20 protein-coding genes and 1 pseudogene are annotated in these 19,601 nt (G+C 73.3%); 15 read left to right on the plus strand and 6 right to left on the minus strand.

Annotation, left to right across the window (positions count from 1 at the left end; translation table 11 throughout):
* Nucleotides 1-290: 290 nt before the first annotated feature.
* Both AW27_RS06735 and AW27_RS34545 read right to left on the minus strand, forming a co-directional pair.
* Nucleotides 291-764, minus strand: a complete 474-nt coding sequence (locus AW27_RS06735; protein WP_172671248.1) for a hypothetical protein — start codon at nucleotides 762-764, stop codon at nucleotides 291-293.
* Between the two features lie 13 nt (nucleotides 765-777).
* Nucleotides 778-1,473, minus strand: coding sequence for an NsdA family TPR-like regulatory protein (locus tag AW27_RS34545; RefSeq protein WP_483316553.1), 696 nt, complete (start codon nucleotides 1,471-1,473; stop codon nucleotides 778-780).
* 715 nt (nucleotides 1,474-2,188) lie between these two features.
* On the opposite strand from AW27_RS34545, the gene AW27_RS06745 reads away from it, so the two are divergent.
* From AW27_RS06745 to AW27_RS06785, 10 genes and pseudogenes are all read left to right on the plus strand, one after another.
* Nucleotides 2,189-2,323: a hypothetical protein gene (locus AW27_RS06745; protein ID WP_304949840.1), complete on the plus strand. Its 135-nt coding sequence runs from the start codon at nucleotides 2,189-2,191 to the stop codon at nucleotides 2,321-2,323.
* Nucleotides 2,316-2,522, plus strand: a complete 207-nt coding sequence (locus AW27_RS06750; RefSeq protein ID WP_037915301.1) for a hypothetical protein — start codon at nucleotides 2,316-2,318, stop codon at nucleotides 2,520-2,522. The genes AW27_RS06745 and AW27_RS06750 overlap by 8 nt, the downstream gene beginning before the upstream one ends.
* Nucleotides 2,523-2,792: 270 nt before the next feature.
* Nucleotides 2,793-3,287 carry a glycine-rich domain-containing protein gene (locus AW27_RS06755; RefSeq protein ID WP_037915298.1) on the plus strand — a complete coding sequence of 165 codons (495 nt, stop codon included), beginning with the start codon at nucleotides 2,793-2,795 and terminating at the stop codon, nucleotides 3,285-3,287.
* 51 nt (nucleotides 3,288-3,338) lie between these two features.
* Complete coding sequence (locus AW27_RS06760; protein ID WP_269084397.1) at nucleotides 3,339-3,470, plus strand: hypothetical protein; 132 nt, start codon at nucleotides 3,339-3,341, stop codon at nucleotides 3,468-3,470.
* 178 nt (nucleotides 3,471-3,648) lie between these two features.
* Entirely contained in the window at nucleotides 3,649-4,215 is a 567-nt protein-coding gene (locus AW27_RS06765; protein WP_052029992.1) for a class I SAM-dependent methyltransferase, read from the plus strand.
* Between the two features lie 17 nt (nucleotides 4,216-4,232).
* Entirely contained in the window at nucleotides 4,233-4,553 is a 321-nt protein-coding gene (locus AW27_RS06770) for a hypothetical protein (RefSeq protein ID WP_052029991.1), read from the plus strand.
* Between the two features lie 117 nt (nucleotides 4,554-4,670).
* Nucleotides 4,671-4,766 (plus strand): annotated as a pseudogene (locus tag AW27_RS34365) (peptidyl-tRNA hydrolase); the annotation flags it as partial.
* Nucleotides 4,767-4,921: 155 nt separating this feature from the next.
* Nucleotides 4,922-6,208: an MbnB/TglH/ChrH family RiPP precursor modification enzyme gene (locus AW27_RS06775; protein ID WP_037915296.1), complete on the plus strand. Its 1,287-nt coding sequence runs from the start codon at nucleotides 4,922-4,924 to the stop codon at nucleotides 6,206-6,208.
* A complete protein-coding gene (locus AW27_RS06780) occupies nucleotides 6,205-7,248 on the plus strand; it encodes a TIGR04222 domain-containing membrane protein (protein ID WP_052030195.1) in 1,044 nt (347 codons plus the stop codon). Before AW27_RS06775 ends, AW27_RS06780 begins: the two co-directional genes overlap by 4 nt.
* A 102-nt stretch (nucleotides 7,249-7,350) precedes the next feature.
* A complete protein-coding gene (locus AW27_RS06785) occupies nucleotides 7,351-9,054 on the plus strand; it encodes an alpha/beta hydrolase (protein WP_078555732.1) in 1,704 nt (567 codons plus the stop codon).
* 113 nt (nucleotides 9,055-9,167) lie between these two features.
* Here the strand turns inward: AW27_RS06785 and hemQ are convergent, their stop codons facing one another.
* Both hemQ and hemG read right to left on the minus strand, forming a co-directional pair.
* Nucleotides 9,168-9,881 carry a hydrogen peroxide-dependent heme synthase gene (hemQ, locus tag AW27_RS06790; protein WP_037915293.1) on the minus strand — a complete coding sequence of 238 codons (714 nt, stop codon included), beginning with the start codon at nucleotides 9,879-9,881 and terminating at the stop codon, nucleotides 9,168-9,170.
* A 4-nt stretch (nucleotides 9,882-9,885) separates the two neighbouring features.
* Entirely contained in the window at nucleotides 9,886-11,385 is a 1,500-nt protein-coding gene (hemG, locus tag AW27_RS06795; protein ID WP_370466460.1) for a protoporphyrinogen oxidase, read from the minus strand.
* Nucleotides 11,386-11,524: 139 nt separating this feature from the next.
* Between hemG and AW27_RS06800 the strand changes: the two genes are divergently transcribed.
* Entirely contained in the window at nucleotides 11,525-12,583 is a 1,059-nt protein-coding gene (locus AW27_RS06800) for a DUF4349 domain-containing protein (RefSeq protein ID WP_037915290.1), read from the plus strand.
* Between the two features lie 60 nt (nucleotides 12,584-12,643).
* Nucleotides 12,644-14,026 (plus strand): FAD-dependent oxidoreductase, encoded by a 1,383-nt coding sequence (locus AW27_RS06805; RefSeq protein ID WP_037917724.1) that lies wholly within the window; start codon nucleotides 12,644-12,646, stop codon nucleotides 14,024-14,026.
* A 37-nt stretch (nucleotides 14,027-14,063) separates the two neighbouring features.
* Here the strand turns inward: AW27_RS06805 and hemE are convergent, their stop codons facing one another.
* Nucleotides 14,064-15,128 carry a uroporphyrinogen decarboxylase gene (hemE, locus tag AW27_RS06810; protein ID WP_037915287.1) on the minus strand — a complete coding sequence of 355 codons (1,065 nt, stop codon included), beginning with the start codon at nucleotides 15,126-15,128 and terminating at the stop codon, nucleotides 14,064-14,066.
* A 91-nt stretch (nucleotides 15,129-15,219) separates the two neighbouring features.
* Between hemE and AW27_RS06815 the strand changes: the two genes are divergently transcribed.
* The 3 genes from AW27_RS06815 to AW27_RS06825 all read left to right on the plus strand — a co-directional run bounded on the left by AW27_RS06815 (nucleotide 15,220) and on the right by AW27_RS06825 (nucleotide 18,210).
* Nucleotides 15,220-15,876 (plus strand): DUF3000 domain-containing protein, encoded by a 657-nt coding sequence (locus AW27_RS06815; RefSeq protein WP_037915285.1) that lies wholly within the window; start codon nucleotides 15,220-15,222, stop codon nucleotides 15,874-15,876.
* Nucleotides 15,877-16,139: 263 nt separating this feature from the next.
* A complete protein-coding gene (locus tag AW27_RS06820; RefSeq protein ID WP_007267191.1) occupies nucleotides 16,140-16,802 on the plus strand; it encodes a helix-turn-helix transcriptional regulator in 663 nt (220 codons plus the stop codon).
* 124 nt (nucleotides 16,803-16,926) lie between these two features.
* The gene (locus AW27_RS06825) at nucleotides 16,927-18,210 is read left to right on the plus strand and encodes an HRDC domain-containing protein (RefSeq protein WP_078555730.1); all 1,284 of its coding nucleotides are present in this window, start codon (nucleotides 16,927-16,929) and stop codon (nucleotides 18,208-18,210) included.
* Nucleotides 18,211-18,267: 57 nt separating this feature from the next.
* On the opposite strand, the gene AW27_RS06830 is transcribed toward AW27_RS06825, so the two are convergent.
* Complete coding sequence (locus AW27_RS06830) at nucleotides 18,268-19,440, minus strand: alpha/beta hydrolase (protein WP_052029990.1); 1,173 nt, start codon at nucleotides 19,438-19,440, stop codon at nucleotides 18,268-18,270.
* Nucleotides 19,441-19,601: the final 161 nt, after the last annotated feature.

The following is a 19,601-nucleotide window of genomic DNA, read 5'->3' on the forward strand; positions in this document are numbered from 1 at the left end:
CGGACCTCGCCGAGGTGGAGCGGGTGCTCGGCACCTGGGGCCACGAATAACCTCACCTTCAAGTCGAGCGGCGCGGGCATCTCGGTGAACGCGGGGCTCACGGCGCCGAGCCTGCGCTACTCGAACATGCTGACCGGTCAGACGCCGCTGCCGGCGTCGCTGACGCTGGCCTCGCAGCCGAACCAGCATCATCAACACGGGCTGGACCAGTCAGTGGTACGGGGCCTCCTGAACGACATGCCCCCTCTCGCCTATGGGCGGGAGGGGGCTGTTCTTCATGCTTTCAGAGGTCAGCGGCTGGCCCCCTCAGGCCAGAGGATCCGTGCCGGGACGCGGGTGCGCTCGGCGTACGCCACGACGTCCGCTGTGCCTCCGTACCCCCAGGCAGGCTTCCCGTCCCAGACGGCCAACAGCTCGTCCACCAGGCCGACGAGCACCTCACTGCCGGCCATGTGCGCCGCTGAGTCCGAGGCCGGCATCCCGGTGCGGTGCACCTCGACTGCCCGGCTCAGGAGCCGGTCGTACGTCGGCCAGTGGTCCTGGGGCAGCCCCTCGCGGTACTCCTCGGCCGGGATCACCACCTCCAGGCGGCCCCCGCACCTGAGGACGTACTCGGCGAACCACGCGTCCGGCCCGTCGGCGATGCAGGAGACGCCGACCAGCTCGGCGGCGTTGTACTGGCTCACCGCTGCCTCCAGCAGCGCGCGAACCCGCTGCTCCACCTCCGTGCTCAGCCCTCGGTGACCGGTGATTCCCACACGCATTACGTGCCCTCCCCTACAGGTAGACGTCGTGCAGTTGCTCGTCGAAGTCGCGGACAACCCTGGGTGGAGACGCAGTGCGGTACGAGCGTCGGACCGCACGAGCACGATCCACAATCCGCCCGGAACGGCACTGGACACCGGATTCCAGGGCGCGGGAGGCCATCGCGAACGCGGCCTCGACCCTCCCGGCCGCCAGGTGTCCGGCCGCGATGTCCAGCAGCAGGGCGCGCTGCTTCGCGTGTCCGGTGCCCAAGACCTTCGTGTCGGCGTCGAGGACCCAGGCGGGAAGCCCCAACCGAGCCCCGCAGGCGACGCGGGCCGCCGCGACCTTCGCCTCGCTGAACTGGAAGACCCAGGGCCACGGCGCTGGTTCCTCCGACCCCAGCCGCGCCGCCAGTGACCGGCTCTTGGTCAGGGACCGGTCGCTCGCCTCCTCATTTCCCACCGCAGCATGCGCGAACGCTTCGACCGACGACAGCCACGCGTCCGCTACAGGGGGCCTGCGGGCGTCTAGGAACCCCCGCGCCTTCCCTGTCCAGCTCAAGGCCTGCACCCCGTTCCCGGCGTCCGCCTCGAACTGGGCCATGCTCCCGGCCTGGTAGGCAGCCAGCAGGGGATCCCCCGCAGTCCTCGCCGCCTTGATCGCTGAGGCGTACCAGCTGCGCGCTGAACCGTGATCGCCCATGTCCCACGACAGCCAGCCCAGCAGGCTCGCCGCCTCACTCCCGACAGCCGCGAGGCGCGCGCGCGCTGCCGGTCGTCTCCAGCCGCCCGGCTCACGGCCTGCACAAGCCGCAGGTGCGACTGCACCGCGGCCGACAGGTCACGGGAGGGTGTGGCTCCGTCCAGGCGCCGGTATGACGCCGTGCCGAGCCTGAGGGTTGCGGCCTGTCCGACACCCTCACCCGGGTCGGGAAGCGCTGGGAGTGCTGTGGCGACGGCGGCTGCGGCGAATCCACCTATGAAGTTTCGTCGTCGCATGTCTTCGTACCCATCTCGTACCGCTGCGTCCGCGAGTCCCAAGAGGGAGGCGGGGACGCCCAGGTGGGCCGCCATCACCGCCAGGACGTCTGTCGCGTACGCCCCGGGCCCGCGCTTCTCCAGCCGGGAGACTGCCGATTGTGACAGTCCGCAGACCTGGCCTAACTGGGTCTGCGTCAGCCTCGCGCCCCTGCGCACCAGCTCAATGACCTTGCCGTAGTCCTTGGCCCTGGACGCTTCTCTGACCGCCGGCGTGATGCTCAACGTGCCCCCATTTTTGGGTTTCACTCGCTGATTCGCGTGCCCGTACCCGCTGCGCGCATATCCGCATGCGCGTGCCGCATCGGAGATGGTCCCACGCCGGGGCCTGGCCGTTGACTGGTTTCACCACCCGCTGACGACAGTAGGGAGCCACCGTGACAAGTCCCTTTCCCCGAGGGGTGATGAGCCTGGACACCCCCGACGCCCCGGGCTCCACCACTGCCCCGCTCACCGCGCCCAGCGAGGACCTGCTCGAACGAGCCCGCGTGGGGTGGTCGCACTGCCTCGGCGACCCGTCGGAGGCGTCGGATGAGTGACCAGTACGAGTACCACCCTCACCGCCTGCTCAAGCAGCGCGTCCGCGACGTTCCGTCCGGCACGGAGGGCGTGCTGATGGCCGTCGTCACCGAGAACGTCTCGGACAACGGCATCGAGCACTGGATGGACCTGGCCTACATCCGCAACGCGTCCGGCCGCGAGTTCACCACCGCGGTCACCAACGTCGAGCCTGCGTGACTCTGCTCGGCCGCCAGCTGGGCTCGCCCAGCACCTAGACCCCCGGTCGGCCGCGAGGAGTCGGCGCCGCACGGCCGACCGGGCCTCCCTGCTGGCCGGCGCACAGCCCCCTCCAGCCCATCCGACCCACGGGGGCTGTGTCCCGGCCCGCAGGGCCGACCAGCACCACCCATGGCACACACCCAAGGGAGACGCATGTCCACTCCGGCCCCGCCCCCTCCGTGCAGCAGCAAGCCCCACACCCCTCCGACACCCGCACAGGGAGGCACCATGACCCTCACCATCGAGCCTGACGTCCGCGACGCCCACACGCTCCTCAGCCCGGACGACTTCATGGCCGTCACCGCGACCGTCGCCAAGGACAACCCCGACATGGGCTGGTCCATGGCCGAGCGCGTCGTCGTCGAGGGCCTCAAGTTCGTCGCCGTCGCGGCCGGCGGCGCCCTCGGCATCGCCCCCTCGCGCGTCGTCGACGAGGGCTGGCACGCCCTCATCCTGCACACGGCCATCTACAGCGGCCTGTGCGAGCGCCTCGGCGGGTTCGTCCACCACTACCCGGAGCCCCCGGACTCTGGCCGCTACGACCCGGAGTTCATCGACCGCACGATGGCCGCGATCGAGCGGGCCGGCTTCCCCGTGGACCGGGAGCTGTGGCGCGGCCCGGACAACGGGATCGTCGAGGTGGCCGCGTCCTGCCAGCACGCGCCGAACTGCGGGCCCATCCAGCCCATGCCGACCCCGCAGTGCCTCTCGGACCCGTCGTAGGCCAGCGAGTAGAGCGGCTGAACGCTAGGCTCCGCTCCGATGGGAGGACTCATGCAGGAGTGGACAGACCCTCGGTACGCCGAGCTCGTCAAGGTCTGGCGTGAGACGCAGCAGCCGACGTCCCGCGATCCGGAGGAACGCCCGGCCCGCGGGTTCATCGTCCAGCCGCCGTCTCACGACTGACCGCAACCCCGGCCCGGCCGCTTTATGCGGCCGGGCCCCTTTCCTCTTCGGAGCCTCCTCCATGGCCCTGTCGTCCACGTGGGATAGCTACGCCCGTCGAACCCCGGCCCGCCGACATGGCCCGCCGCCTGCCTTCAGCTGGACGCCCCACCCAGGGCACGGCCCGGGCACCAAGCTGTTGGAAGTCGGCCGCGGGGCCGCCGTACTGGAACTCGGGTGCGGAAAGGGCGACCGCCTCGCCGCCCTGGCCGCGCTCGGCGTACGACCCGTCGGAGTCGACATCTCAGCCGTGCAGGTCGCGGCGGCGGCCACCCGCTGGGGGTCGACGGTCGAAGTGCACCAGGCCGACGCACTCCATTTCCTCAGCCACACCTCGGACTACTACGACGCCGTGTATTCGGCCTTCGGAGCGCACTGGTTCACGGACCCGGACGTACTTCTTCCCGCCATCCGCGAGCGTCTCCGGCCCGGCGGAACCCTCGTCCTTGCCCACCTACCACCGGGAGACCGCATCGAGCCCGACGAGCCGACCGTCGTACGATCCACGCTGGCGATGGTGCTCCGCTGGGAGGGCGAGGCGCACCAGTGGGCCAGCCTCTTACGCCACCACGGATTCGTAGCCCCGTCAGCGTGTGCCATCCTCCCGCCTCACGGCGCCCGAACGGAGCGCACCGTCGTCCTCCGCAGCCGAGTGCCCGCACGACCGCCGCGCACGGCCCAAGGCACAACGACCCCGGCCACCTGAGCACCGCTGGAGGACCGATGGACCCGCACGGCAACCACATGCTGGCGTGGCCGGCGCCGCCCGGTCAGCGACGTAACGACGAGCAGTGGACGGCCATCGCCAGGCAGGTCCGCCATGCGGCGAACAATCTGGGGCCCGCTCTGCCGCTGTGCCTGCCTGGGGAGCCGCAGCAGTGCGGCCGCTCCGCGCAGCATCACGCGTGGGGTTGGGCGGCCGAGCTGAAGGCCCGGGCGCATCGGCTGATCGAGGCGTGTGCGCCCTCGGAGCAGACAGCCGCCTACGCGGCCGGCCCGCGGTACAAGGAGCGGCTGACCAAACTGTGCGGGCCCATCGACTGAAGGCCGCTGCGGTCGAGAAGCAGTGCGCCCCCGGTTACTGAATCGGGGGCGCATTCTGGCATCTGAACCGACAGTCCAGGCGCCGGGGAGTCGCGCTAATATCGCCTGGATCATGCAATGACCAGTGCTGGAGTGTCCTTGGGGGTCACCGAGATCGCGCCCGGCAGCGCGACGGTGGTCGCCGAGCACCCGGCGCTGCGGGCCCGGCTCTGAGAGACCCGGTGGCCGCCCGGCACCTGCCGGGCCGAACCTGCCGGGCGGAACCTCAAATGTTGCTCTGAACGTCCCCTGCTGGGATTGGCGCGACCGCGTCGGGTGCATGACACCGGCACACGGTGCTTGAGAGGGGGCGAGGGGACATGGAGCCCATGGCACACCTGGGGGTGGGCATCGGCTGGCGGCCGGAGATCGCGGATGCGGTCGAACGGCTGCACGGCCTGGACTGGGTCGAGGTGGTGGCCGAGAACATCTGCCCGGGCCACCTGCCCGAGGCTCTCGGACGGCTGCGCGAGCGGGGCACCCGCATCGTGCCGCACGGGGTGTCGCTCGGCCTCGGCGGGGCCGACCGCCCGGATCCGCAGAAGCTCGCGGCGCTCGGCGAGCGGGCGGTGGCGCTGGGGGCGCCGCTCGTCACCGAGCACATCGCCTTCGTACGGACCTCCTCGCCGGTGCTGGAGGCCGGGCACCTGCTGCCGGTGCCGCGCACCCGCGACGCACTGGACGTGCTCTGCGAGAACGTACGGATCGCGCAGGACGCGCTGCCGGTGCCGCTGGCGCTGGAGAACATCGCCGCGCTGTTCTCGTGGCCGGGCGAGGAGATGACGGAGGGGCAGTTCCTCACCGAACTGGTCGAGCGGACCGGGGTCCGGCTGCTCGTCGACGTGGCCAACCTGCACACCAACCGGGTCAACCGGGGCGAGGACCCGACCGCCGTCCTGGACGCGATCCCGCTGGAGGCCCTGGCGTACGTGCACGTCGCGGGCGGCATCGAACGGGGCGGCGTGTGGCACGACACCCACGCGCACCCCGTACCGCCGGTCGTCCTCGCGCTGCTGGCCGAGCTGCGCTCCCGGGTGGAGCCGGCGGGCGTCCTGCTGGAGCGGGACGACGATTTCCCGCCCGAGACGGAGCTGGCGGCCGAACTGGCCGCGATCCGCCAGGTCGTGACGGCCGACCGGACGGCCCCGGCGGCATCCGGGGCCGAGCCGGGAGCCGTCCAGGAACTCCCGGGGCAGGGAGCCGGCGAGGCCACGCGGACCCGCGTGGCACTGGGACAGGCGGCCCTGCTGTCCGCGCTCGTGGCCGGGACCCCCGTGCCCGAGGGCTTCGACCGTGCGCGCATCCGCGTGCAGGCGCGGGCGCTGGCCGCCAAGCGGGCCGATGTGGTCGCCAAGGTGGCTCCGGAACTGCCCGGGATCCTCGGCGGCCGCGAACCGTACCGCACGGCCTTCCTCGGCTACGCGAAGGGCCGCCCCATGACCGCGGGATACCGCAGGGACGCCCTGGACTTCGCCGAGCACCTGCTGATCCGGGACCTTCCGGCCGACCCGGCCGCCCGGCGCCGGCTCACCGCCTGGTGGCGGGAGCGGGCGGGGGCGAGGCCGCCGCGCCGTATCGTCCGCTGGGCCCGGGCGCTCACGGGGAGGGCCGCGTGAACGTCCTCGCCGCGGCCGTCTGGCTCGCCGTCGCCGTCTCCTGCGGCCTCCTCCTGCGCGGGCTGCGTCGCGCCCGGCCCGCGGGCGCGGCCCCCTCGGCCGCCCTGCGCGACCTGTCCGAGGCCGCCTTCCTGGTGGGCGGCCCCGGCACCGTGGTGGACGCCGCGCTCGTCTCGATGCTCGGGGACGGCCGGCTCGTCGTCGGCGGCCCCGGCATCGTCCAGGTGCGCCCGGGAGCGCGGGCCGGCGGCCCCGCCGAGCGGGCCGTGCTCCAGGCGCATGCCGGAGCCCCCTCGGGCTGGCTCTACCAGGTGCGCTATGCCGCCATGCGCGACCCGGCCGTGCAGCGGATCGGGGACGCGCTGGCCGCCCGCGGGCTTCTCGCGCCGCCCGGCGGCGGCCGGACCTGGCGCCGCTGGGGGCTGGTCCAGGCCATCGTGTGCGCGGTCTGGCTGCTGGTCTCGATCCCGCTGACGGTCGTGGGCTTCGCCCTCGACCCCGACCCCGGTGTGCCGTTCATCGCGCTGGTGGCGCCCGTGCTGCTGGCGGGCATCGTCCTGGGCCTGTTCTGCATGGCCCGCGCCGGGAACCGGATCACCCGGGCCGGGCGGCGGGCGCTGCTCGCCATGCGCTCCGCGTACGTGAACGACCCCACCCCGCACGTGCACACCGCGCTCTTCGGCCTGCGCGGCCTGCGCGATCCCTTCCTGCGCCAGCAGTTGGTGCCCGCCGCGCGCGGCACCCGGCTGGCGGCCGCGCAGGCGGGTGCGCGCCCACACCGCCCGGACACCCGCTCGTCCTCGTCCGACTCCTCGCCCGAGCTGCTGCCGGTGATGTGGTGCGCCACGAGCGACGGGGGCGGCGGGAGCGGTTCGGGCTGCGGCTCCTCCGGCGGCGGCTGCGGAGGCGGTGGCGGATCCGGCTGCTCGGGCGGTGGCGGTAGCGGTTCGAGCTGTGGCGGCTCCTCCTCCGGTTGTTCGAGTTCGAGCGGCTCCAGCTGTTCGAGTTCGAGCAGCTCCAGCTGCTCCAGCAGTTCCTGATGCGGCCATAGGGGTCACGGCCGCCGACACCGGCCGGTGATCCTTTACAACCGCGGCGCGCAGGCCTCTCATCGGTTCATCGGATGGAAGGCAGGGGACGTCATGCGCACGCCGACCGCACACCACGGGGCCGCCGCGGCCGCACTGCTGCTCGCCCTGTGCGCGCCCACCGCGGTGGCCGCCCCGGCTCCGCGGCCCCCGCAGCCCCCGCAGCCCCCGGTGGGTACCCCATCCGCCGGCGCCACCGGATCCGCCGACGCCGAGAGCGCCGGAGCCGCCCTCGTGGCCCGCCGCGCGGCCCTCGCAGCCGCCTCCCGGCGCGGCGGGGCCTCCGGCCTCGACTTCCGTACCTGCCCCGCCGTCGAGGAACTGCCGTCCCGTGTCCGGTGCGCCACCCTGCGCGTACCGCTCGACTACGCCCGCCCCGACGGCCCGCAGATCTCCCTGACCGTCAGCCGCGCCGCCGCCACCGGGGCCGGCGGCGCGGCCCGCCAGGGCGCGCTCGTCCAGAACCCGGGCGGCCCCGGAGCCTCCGGAATGCGCTTCCCACTCGTCGCCGGCCTGCCCGGCTGGGAGCGGATCGCCGCCGCCTACGACCTCGTCGGCTACGCCCCGCGGGGGGTCGGGCGCTCGGCCCCGCTGTCCTGCACGGACCCGGCGGCCCGCCCCCACGGGCCCGTACAGGAACAGGTCCACCCCTCCCCCGCGTACAAGGCGGAACGGCTGACGCGGGCCCGCGAGTACGCGCGGGGGTGCGCGCGCCGGGCCGGTGCCGCGCTGCCGTACTACACGACGCTGAACAACGCCCGTGACCTGCACGTGCTGCGGGCCGCGCTCGGCGAGGAGAAGCTGACCTTCATGGGCGCCTCGTACGGCACCTACCTCGGCGCCGTCTACGCCACCCAATACCCTCGCCACGTCCGCCGGATGGTCCTCGACTCGGCGGTGGATCCCGATCCGCGCCGCGTCTGGTACCGCAACAACCTCGACCAGGCACGTGGGTTCGAGGGCCGCTGGCACGACTTCCGCACCTGGGTGGCCCGCCACCACGGCACGTACGGGCTCGGCACCACCCCGGCAGCCGTGCAGGCGGGCTACGAGCGGGTCCGTGACGCGGTGTCCCGCACCCCGGCGGGCGGCACCGTCGGAACCGGCGAGCTGCGGGCCGCCTTCCTCCAGGCGGCCTACTACGACGACGTCTGGCCGGAACGGGCCGCGGCCCTGGCCGCCTTCCTGCGCGGGGATCCCTCACTGCTGGCCGCCCAGGCCACGCCCGACCCGGCGACGGCGGCCGCGGCCGAGAACGCGACGGCCGTCTACACGGCGGTGCTGTGCAACGACGCCTCCTGGCCGGCGGACTGGGAGACCTGGGACCGCGACAACACCGAGCTGGCGCGAACGGCCCCCTTCGAGACCTGGGCCAACGCCTTCCTCAACCTGCCGTGCGCGTCCTGGCCGGTGTCCGGGCCGCGCGCGCCCGTGGCGGTGGGGGCGCAGCCCGAGCGGCTGCCGCGGACCCTCGTGGTCGCGGCGGAACGGGACGGCGCGACGCCGTACCCGGGCGCGCTGGAACTCCAGCGGCGGCTCGGCGCCGGGGCGTCACTGGTGACGGAGACGGGGGCCGGTTCCCACGGAGTCGTCGGCGGACGCAACGGCTGTGTGGACCGGCATGTGGAGCGGTATCTGCTGACGGGCGCCACCCCGGGGTGGCGCGCCACGTGCGCGCCGCATCCGGAGCCCGCACCGGTGTCGCTGGACGACGGGGCGGCGGGCGCCCGCAGGGCGCTGCTGCCGCCGGTCGTCTGAACTTCCGGGCGGGGTCTCCGGCTGCGTCGTTTCGGGGGCTGTGCCTCCCGATCCACCGGAGGCACTCACCTGACGGTGTGGTCGTCCTCCGGTCCGTCCCCCCAGGGGAGGTATCAGGCGAGCCCGGCCACCAGGTCGGCGACGGACTTGCGGCGCCCGGTGTAGAAGGGCACCTCCTCACGGACGTGCATGCGGGCCTCGGAGGCGCGCAGGTGACGCATGAGGTCGACGATGCGGTACAGCTCGTCCGCCTCGAAGGCGAGCAGCCACTCGTAGTCGCCCAGCGAGAAGGAGGCGACGGTGTTGGCGCGCACGTCCGGGTAACCGCGGGCCATCTTGCCGTGGTCGGCGAGCATCCGACGGCGGTCCTCGTCGGGCAGCAGGTACCAGTCGTAGCTGCGGACGAAGGGGTAGACGCTGACGTAGTCGCGGGCGACCTCGTCGGCCAGGAAGGCCGGGATGTGCGACTTGTTGAACTCGGCCGGGCGGTGCAGGGCCATGTTCGACCACACCGGCTCCATCGCGCGGCCCAGCTTGGTGCGGCGGAACAGGTTGTACGCGCTCTGCAGCTCGTCCGCGGTCTCCGCGTGCCACCAGATCATGATGTCGGCGTCGGCACGCAGGCCGGAGACGTCATAGGTGCCGCGGACGGTGATGTCCTTGGCGGCCAGCTGGTCGAACAGCTCCTGGACCTCGTCGGCGAAACCGGCGCGGTCCTCCGGCAGGACGTCCTTCAGCTTGAAGACGGACCACAGGGTGTAGCGGATGACCTCGTTGAGGTCCTTCGCCTTCTTCCCCGCGTTGGGAATCTTCTCTGGTGCAGTCATGTGTCTATTGTCCCGTGCGCTGATCAGTGGTCGGAGCCAGGGGTGCCGTACGCGCAGCGAGCGCGGCGATCACCGTGTCCGCCGCCCGGCCGGCGCTCGCGATGCAGGCGGGGATGCCCACACCGTCGTAGAGCGCGCCGCACACCGCGAGGCCGGGCAGGGCCTCGACGGCGCCGCGGATCCGGGCGACCCGTCCGAGGTGGCCGACCGGATACTGGGGCAGTCCGCCGTCCCAGCGGGTGACCGTGGAGGCGACCGGGCGGGCCGTCAGGCCCACGGCCTCGCCGAGGTCGGTGAGGGACACCTCGACGAGTTCGCCGTCCTCGCGGTCGAGGTCGCGCTCGTCGGCGTACCGGCCGACGGAGGTGCGCAGGAGGAAGAGGTCGGTGTCCCGGCCGGCCCAGGCCCATTTGTTGCTGGAGAAGGTGGACGCCTTGATGGTCCGGCCGTCGACGGGCGGTACGAGGAATCCGCTGGCGCCGCCGCCGGTGACGGCCGACGGCAGGTCACCGCGCCGGAAGGCCATGGTGACCAGCGCCATGGAGGCGTATTCGACCTGGTCCAGCTCGGCCGCGGCGGCCGGCGCGAGGGCGTCGAGCAGCCGGGCGGCGGGCCCGGCCGGGACGGCCAGGACGACGCCGTCGGCGTCGACGGTCTCCCCGGCGGCCACGACCCGCCATCCGTCGGTCGTACGGAGGACCTCGCGCACGGGGGCGCCGGTGACGATGCGCGCACCGGCCCGGCGGCAGGCGTCGGCCACCGCGAGCGGGAGGCGTCCGATGCCTCCGTCGATGCCGGCGAAGACCGGGCCGGCCTGCTGGGGGCCGCTCTGCGTCGCGCGCTGCAGTTCCCGCACACCGTCGCCCAGCAGGGCGTGCCTGCGGGCGGCCTCGAAGAGCTGGGGCACGGCGGCCCGCATGGAGATGCGGTAGGCGTCGCCCGCGTAGACCCCGCCGAGCAGCGGTTCCACCAGCCGGTCGACCACCTCGCGGCCGAGGCGGGCCGCCACATACGCGCCGACGGCGACGTCCTCGCCGATCTCGGTGGGCGGCAGGGTCCGCTCGGCCTCGATGCGGGCGAGGCCCTCGGCGGAGAGGACCCCGGAGGCGGCGAGCGGCCCGAGGTCGCCGGGGACGCCCATGACGTGGCCGCGCGGCATGGGCCGCAGCGCGCCGCGGGTCCACAGGTGGGCGGTGGCGGTGGCGGGCGGCTGCACGGCGTCGGCGAGGCCCACGGCCTCGGCGAGGGCGACCGCCTCGGGGCGGCGGGCGAGCACGGACTCGGCGCCGAGGTCCACGCGGGCTCCGGCGAGTTCACCGGAGTACAGCTTTCCGCCGAGCCTCGCTCCCGCTTCCAGGAGCGTGACGCGGGCGCCTTCGGCGAGCAGCCGGTGGGCCGCCGCGAGGCCCGCGATGCCGCCGCCGATGACGACGACGTGGCTCGGGGAGCCGTCCGGCCGGGTGGGGCCCGCCGATCGATCCGTACGCATGTCCGCTTCGTGCATGGACACATCGTCTCAGACCGATCACCGAGGCCGGACCGTGACCTCATCGGGACCGGCCCGGAACCGCGTGTGCGAAACCCGCGGCGGGACCCTGTACGTCGAAACGGCAACACCAGCCGATCATCGGGGGTTCAAGGCGATGCGCAGCATCAGCAGACACCGTTCCGCGGCGGCCCTGGCCGCCCTCTGTCTCACCGGGGCGCTCGCGCTCACCGGCTGTGGCGCGGGCGGCGGGGGCTCGGCGAGCGACAAGGCGGCCGTCGCGCCGCAGGATGCGGACGGGAAGGCCCGGGAGGGGGCGGCGGGCGCCGCGGCCGCGCCGGCCCCGGCCGGGTCGGCGGGGGCCGCGGGGGCGGCGGAGTCGGCCGGCAGGAACGACGGGGCGTCGGTCGCGGTCCGCCCGAACGTCATCCGTACGGCGACGCTCGGCATCGAGACGACCGACGTCCAGCGGGCCCTGGCGGCGGCCCGCACCGCGGCCGAGGGTGCGGGCGGCTACGTCGGTAACGAGTCGACCAAGCGCGGCGAGGACGGCCGGATGACCTCGACGGTGACCCTGCGGGTGCCCGCCGAGCGCTACGACGCCGTGCTCGGTGCGATGGAGGGCAGCGGGAAGCTGCTGCGCCGCAAGGTCGACGCGCAGGACGTCACCGAGAAGGTCGCCGACATCGACAGTCGTGTCTCCTCGCAGCGGGCGAGCGTGGCGCGGGTGCAGGAGATGATGGGCAAGGCCTCGGCGCTGAGCGAGGTGGTGATGCTGGAGGGCGAGCTGAGCCGGCGCCAGTCCGATCTGGAGTCGCTGCTGGCGCAGCAGACGGCGCTGAAGGACCGGACCTCGATGGGCACGATCACCCTGGAGGTCTCCGAGCCGTCCCCCGCGAAGGCGGTGGAGGAGCAGGAGCCCACCTTCCTCGGCGCGCTGAACGGCGGCTGGGAGGTCTTCACGAAGATCCTGCGTTACCTCGTGGTGGCGCTGGGGGCGCTGCTGCCGTTCCTGCTGACGGCTGCGGTGGCGGCACTGGTGGTCCGGGTCCGCCGGCGGTGGCGGCCCGGGCGTCCGGGGACGGGCCCGGCCCCGGAGCAGACGCCGGCCCCGGAGCAGACGCCGGCCCAGGAGCGAATGCCGGTCCCGGCCGCCCGGACGGCACCGCCGGCAGAAGGCCCGGCCGTGGACAGCGGGGCGGACGTGCGGGACTGAACGCACCGTCCCCCGTAGCGTGTTCACCAATTGACGGCGGTGAAGGGGCGGTACGGGCAGATGGTGACGGAACGACTGGTGGTGGTCGGGGGCGACGCGGCGGGGATGTCCGCCGCGTCGCAGGCCCGCAGGCTCAAGGGCGCCGGGGAACTGGAGATCGTCGCCTTCGAGCGCGGCCGCTTCACCTCCTACTCGGCGTGCGGCATCCCGTACTGGGTCGGCGGGCTGGTCGCCGAGCGCGACGACCTGATCGCCCGTACCCCCGAGGAACACCGGGCCCGGGCCATCGACCTGCGCACCCGCACGGAGGTGGTGGAGCTCGACCCGGCCGGCTCCCGGGTCCGCGCCCGCGATCTGGACAGCGGGTTCGAATCGTGGATGCACTACGACAAGCTGGTGCTGGCCACGGGCGCCCGGCCGGTGCGCCCGCGCCTGCCCGGCTTCGGCGCGCAGGGGGTGCACGGCATCCAGACCCTGGACGACGGCCGCAGGCTGATGGACTCCCTGGAACGCGCACGGGGCCGGCGGGCGGTCGTGGTCGGCGCCGGCTACATCGGCGTGGAGATGGCCGAAGCCCTGAAGCTGCGGGGCTACGAGGTGACGGTCCTGCACCGGGGGGAGCAGCCGATGGCCACGCTGGATCCGGACATGGGCGGCCTGGTCCACACCGCGATGAACCTCATGGGGATCCGCACGGTGGCGCGCACCGAGGTCACCGGGGTCCTGACCGACGAGGCGGGCCGGGCCCGCGCGGTCGCCACGGCGGCCGGCGAGGAGTACCCGGCGGACGTGGTCGTGCTGGGCATCGGCGTGGAGCCGCGGACCGCGCTGGCCCGCGCCGCCGGCCTCCCGCTCGGATCCTCGGGCGGGATCCTCACGGACCTGTCGATGCGCGTCCGGGGGCACGGGAACGTCTGGGCGGGCGGCGACTGCGTGGAGGTCCTCGACCTGGTCGCGGGCCGCACCCGGCACGTCCCGCTCGGCACTCACGCCAACAAGCACGGCCAGGTCATCGGCTCCGGCGTGGGCGGCGGCTACGCGACCTTCCCGGGGGTGGTCGGCACGGCGGTCAGCAAGGTGTGCGATCTGGAGATCGCCCGTACCGGGCTGCGCGAACGGGACGCGCTGGAGGCGGGCCTGCGCTTCGTCACGGCCACCGTCACCTCCACCAACACCGCGGGCTACTACCCGCAGGCGGCGGAGATGACGGTGAAGATGCTGGCGGAACGCCGGACGGGGCGTCTGCTGGGCGTGCAGATCGTCGGCGGCGCCGGCGCCGCGAAGCGGGTGGACGTCGCGGCGGTGGCGCTCACCGCGGGCATGACGGTGGACCAGATGGTCTCGCTCGACCTCGGCTACGCGCCGCCGTTCTCCCCAGTCTGGGACCCGGTCCTGGTGGCGGCCCGCAAGGCCGTCTCCGCGGTCCGCGCGGCGGGGGTCTGACCGGCGCGGTAGCGCACCCGCTCGGGTACGGCTGGGCTCAGCGGGCCGTCTTGGTGTGGACGTAGTCCACCAGGCGGGTCAGCGCCTCGGGGTCGGTCGTCGGCAGGACTCCGTGGCCGAGGTTGAAGACGTGGCCCTCCAGGCCGGCGGCCGCGGCGAGGACCTCGTCCGTCTTGGCTTCGACCGCTTCCGTGGTGGAGAAGAGCACGGCCGGGTCCAGGTTGCCCTGGAGGGCCTTGCCCGGACCGACCCGGCGGGCCGCCTCGTCGAGCGCGACCCGGTAGTCGACGCCCACGACGTCCGCGCCGGCCTCGCCCATCAGGCCGAGCAGCTCGCCCGTGCCCACGCCGAAGTGGATCCGCGGGACACCGTAGGAGGCCACGGACTGCAGGACCTTCGCCGAGGCGGGCATGACGGAGCGGCGGTAGTCCGCCGGGGCGAGGGCGCCCACCCAGGAGTCGAAGAGCTGCACGGCGGAGGCGCCGGCTTCGATCTGGACCTTCAGGAAGGCGGAGGTGATCTCCGCGAGGCGGTCGAGCAGGTCGGCCCAGAGCTGCGGGTCCCCGTACATGAGGGCCTTGGTGTGCTCGTGGTTCTTCGAGGGACCGCCCTCCACCAGGTAGCTCGCGAGGGTGAAGGGCGCGCCCGCGAAACCGATCAACGGCGTGGAGCCCAGTTCACTCGTGAGCATGCCGATCGCCTCGGTGACGTACGAGACGTCCTCAGGAGTGAGGTCGCGCAGCTGTGCGAGGTCCTCACGGCGGCGGATCGGCTGGGCGACGACGGGGCCGACGCCCGGCTTGATGTCCAGGTCGACGCCGATGGCCTTGAGCGGGACCACGATGTCGGAGAAGAAGATCGCCGCGTCGACGTGGTGGCGCCGCACGGGCTGCATGGTGATTTCGGTGACCAGGTCGGGCCGCATGCAGGACTCGAGCATCGCGGTGCCCTCGCGGACCTTGCGGTACTCGGGGAGGGAGCGCCCGGCCTGCCGCATGAACCACACCGGCGTGTGCGGCACCGGCTCCCGCCGGCACGCCTTCAGGAAGGCGGAATCGTACGTCTGGCTCGGCTGGCCCTGGGGGCGGTCGTTGGCGCTCACGACCCAAATCTTCGCACGTATGAAGAAGTGCCCGTCGCGGCACGGGTGTCCCTGCGCCGTACGGCTGCACATACCGCCTAGTCTTCCCCGCATGGCTGCGGCTCAGGGACGATTTTCAGATGGCGCCGACGGTACGGACAGTGCGAAGGAGAGCTCGGTCCCACTCCCGTTCCGGCGGGCGGTCGAAGGCTTGAAGAAGGCCCGGCTGCGCCCGGGGGTCGAGATCGATCCGGCGAAGCCGCCCCAGCGGCTGGCCCCGTACGCGTACGCGCTGGAGGCCGCGGTGGTGGACGGGGAGGACGACCTGGCCGACGGCCGGCTCATCCTGCTCCACGATCCGGCCGGGCACGACGCCTGGCACGGGACCTTCCGGCTGGTGACGCTCGTGCGGGCGGAGCTGGAGCCGGAGATGGCCGCGGACCCGCTGCTGCCGGAGGTGTGCTGGTCGTGGCTGACGGGGGCCATGGAGGCGCGCGGGCTGGCCTACGGGGAGGCGAGCGGCACGGTGACCATGGCGAGCTCGCACTACTTCGGCGGGCTCGCCGAGCGGCGGCCCGCGACGCAGATCGAGATCAGAGCGTCCTGGACGCCGCGCGAGGGCGTGGGCGGGGTGCCGGACACCCCGGCGCACCTGTCGGCGTGGTGCGAACTGATCTGCCAGATCGCGGGGCTGCCGCCGGTGGGCCCGACGGACACGGCGACGGGCGTGGTCTCCCTGCCACAGCGCCGCGGTCCGCACCACCCGTAGACACGGGGCCGTCCGGCCCCACGGGGCGGGGAGCGCCCGACCGCGGTCCGCGGCGGAGTGCCGGAACGCGGCCTCCGTTGTGGGCTTCTGATCACCCGATGATCGATCGTGCGTCTGAATTGCCCGAATTGTTACTCACCAAATCGTGATCATTCCCTAAAGCCGGGCGGGTGACGTGCCGAAGGAGTCAGTGACCATCCGCACGGTTCGCACCGGCTTCCTTCCCCGAGCCGGCCGTCCCGCCACTCCCCCAGGAGGCCTAGGTGTCCGTTCTTCTCGAGCAGCCCGCAAGCCTGGTCGCCTACCGCCCGAACAAGCCGACGGCCATGGTCGTCGTGGCCGACCCGCGCGTCCGTTCCACCGTGACCCGCCATCTGTGGGCCCTCGGAGTCCGTGACGTGATCGAGGCGTCGTCCATCGCGGAGGCCCGCCCCCGCGTCGGAAGCCCGCGCGACATCTGCGTGGCCGACGTACACCTGCCCGACGGTTCCGGTCTCACGCTGCTCTCCGAGACCCGTGCCGCAGGCTGGCCGAACGGCCTGGCCCTGTCCGCCGCCGACGACATCGGCGCCGTGCGCAACGCCCTCGCGGGCGGCGTGAAGGGCTACGTCGTCACCGGTACGCGCACCAACATCGGGCTCCCCACCCGGCCCGGCGCCGCCCCCATCGGCGCTGCCGCCGCCCGCATGCACCGCCGCCCCCCGGGCGCCCCGAGCCACCCGGGCGGTTACCGGGAGCTCTCCGGCCGCGAGGTCGAGGTCCTGCGCCTCGTCGCCGAGGGCCAGTCCAACAAGGCCATCGGCGTCTCGATGGGCCTGTCCGCCCTGACCGTCAAGTCCCACCTCGCCCGCATCGCCCGCAAGCTGGGCACCGGAGACCGCGCGGGAATGGTCGCCGTGGCCCTGCGGACCGGGATCATCCACTGAGCACGGGCCGGAGCGCCCGGATAGACGTCCGGGATACCCCCGGAAAACACCCCGCATACTGATCGCGCCCGTCGACGGAACGTTCCGGCGACGGGCGCGTCGTATACACGGATACCCTTGACCGGTGACCGACGCCCAAGAGACCGCAGCAGACCTGCGCACCACCACCGGGGGCGGCCCCCCGGACGACGTCGTTGTTCCGCCCGGTGGGGTGCCGATCCCTTTGCTGGAGCCCCGTGAGGGGATTCCTCCGGTGGTCGCCGACGCGGACGCCCTCGCCGAGGTGGTCGCGGCCTTCGCCGCGGGCACCGGCCCCGTCGCCGTCGACGCCGAACGCGCCTCCGGATACCGCTACGGCCAGCGGGCCTACCTCGTGCAGCTGCGCCGCGAGGGTGCCGGATCCGCGCTGATCGACCCGGTGGGCTGTCCCGACCTGTCCGCACTGGGCGAGGCCCTCTCCGGCACCGAGTGGATCCTGCACGCCGCCACCCAGGACCTGCCGTGCCTGCGCGAAATAGGCATGGTTCCCACCTCCCTGTTCGACACCGAACTGGCGGGCCGGCTCGCCGGCTTCCCGCGGGTCGGCCTCGGCGCGATGGTCGAGGGCGTTCTCGGCTACGCGCTGGAGAAGGGCCACTCCGCCGTCGACTGGTCGACCCGCCCGCTGCCCGAGCCCTGGCTGCGCTACGCCGCCCTGGACGTCGAGCTGCTCGTGGACCTGCGGGACGCGCTGGAGAAGGAACTGGACCGGCAGGGCAAGCTGGAGTGGGCCCGGCAGGAGTTCGACGCGATCGCCTCCGCCCCGCCGGCCCCGCCGCGCAGGGACCCGTGGCGCCGTACGTCCGGCATGCACAAGGTGCGCCGCCGCCGCCAGATGGCCGTCGTACGGGAGCTGTGGGAGTCCCGGGACCGGATCGCGCAGCGGCGTGACGTGTCGCCGGGCAAGGTGCTGGGCGACGCCGCCATCGTCGAGGCCGCCCTGGCCATGCCCGCCAACGTGCACACCCTGTCGGCCCTGCCCGGTTACGGGCAGCGGATGGGCCGCCGTCAGCTCGACCAGTGGATGGCCGCCGTGGACCGGGCGAAGGCACTGCCCGAGAACGAGCTGCCCCAGCCGGGGGCGACGCCGGCCGGCCCGCCCCCGCCGCGCTCCTGGGCGGACAAGGACCCGGCCGCCGCGGCCCGGCTGGCCGCGGCCCGCACCGCCGTCTCGGCGCTGGCGGAGCAGCTGAACCTGCCGCAGGAGAACCTGATCACCCCGGACACGGTCCGCCGCCTGTGCTGGGAGCCGCCACAGCGGCTGGAGGCGGACGCGGTGTCCCAGGCCCTGGCCGCACACGGCGCCCGGGCCTGGCAGATCGAACAGGTGACCCCGGTGCTCCTCACCGCCCTGGCCGCCACGGCGTAGCAGAGCAGACCACCGACGTGCCCCGGTCCCCGACGCGAGGACCGGGGCACGGCCGGATCAGAGCGGTCGCTCGGTGTAGTCGCCCTCCGTGTCCATGGCGAAGGTGCCCTGGGTGTGGCCGTCGATCGCGGTGTGCTTGAGCCACTTCCGGGACAGGTGGTGGACGTGCTTGACCACCCGCTCCCACGGGATCTGGTGGCCCGCGCAGGCAACCTCGAAGTGCATCTTCTTCGGGCCCGGGATGGCCTTGTAGAGCTCGGTGACCGAGAGGAAGGGAACGGTGCCGGGAGCACTGTTCACCGTCTTGTCGTGCTCGCCGACGACGATGAGCACCGGCACCTCGTGGCCCAGGACGTGGTCCACCTTGGCGCCCGCCTTGTTCCAGCCCCACCAGAACGCGTTGCGGTAGCGCAGCACCCCCGAGGGCACGCCGGACACCGGCGGCCCCCAGTTGCGGCCCAACACGTCACTCTCCATGATCGCCGCCCACACGGTCTCGACCATGCCCTCCGCGCGCTGCTCGGAGCCGCAGCCGAGTTCCCTGTCCCAGGTGTCCTCGAAGCCCTCCCGGCCGGTGATGTTCATCGGGTAGGTCCACAGGGACGGCGGAGGGGGCAGCGCGTCCGGCCGCTCCCACTTGGTGCCGGGCTTGCTCGCGGGTCCGTCCGGCCGGAAGACCGGGGCGAGCAGGAACAGGCTGGAGACGTTCTCCGGGTGCTGGATCGCGTACGGTCCCAGCGCGACCGCCGCGGCGGACCAGCCGAAGAGAGCGACCTTCTCCACGCCGCGCTCGGCCTTGATGTACTCGACGACGGTGTGGACGGCGGCCCAGTCATCGGCGGAGTCGCCGAGGTGCTGGGCGTAGTGGGGGGTGCAGGGGGCCTCCAGCGGGTGGCCGTCGAGCAGGAGCTTCGCCTGCGGTCCGGCCGGGGTGTTGCACGGCTCCTCCATGACCGCCGGGCGCTGCGAGCGGCCGTGGCCCTGGAGGTCCATGGCGAAGACGTCGAAGCCCGCCTGGGCGAGGAACTGCATCCAGTTGTACTCGCCGGTGCCCAGATCCGCGCCGGGCAGCACGGGGACGCTGCGCCCGTGCAGCATCAGGACGGCCGAGCGCTTGGTGGGATTCCTCGTCCCGTCCCGCTCGCGGACGAAGAGTCTGACGACCTCGTCCTGGTTGATCGGGAGCGTGGAGGTGTGCTTGACGTCGTGGTCGATCGACGGGATGAGCATGGCCGGGATCTCCGTTCGCGCGGTGCGCTCGGGGGCGGACGTACAGGGGACGCGACCAGGGTTCGCACGGGCCGGGTGCCCGAGGCCATCGACGCGACCGGGACGACCGGGCGGCCCCACTCCATCGGGTAGCCCCGGGCGCTCCGATCGGACGGCGCGAG

Source organism: Streptomyces sp. PCS3-D2 (assembly GCF_000612545.2).
Lineage (GTDB): Bacteria > Actinomycetota > Actinomycetes > Streptomycetales > Streptomycetaceae > Streptomyces.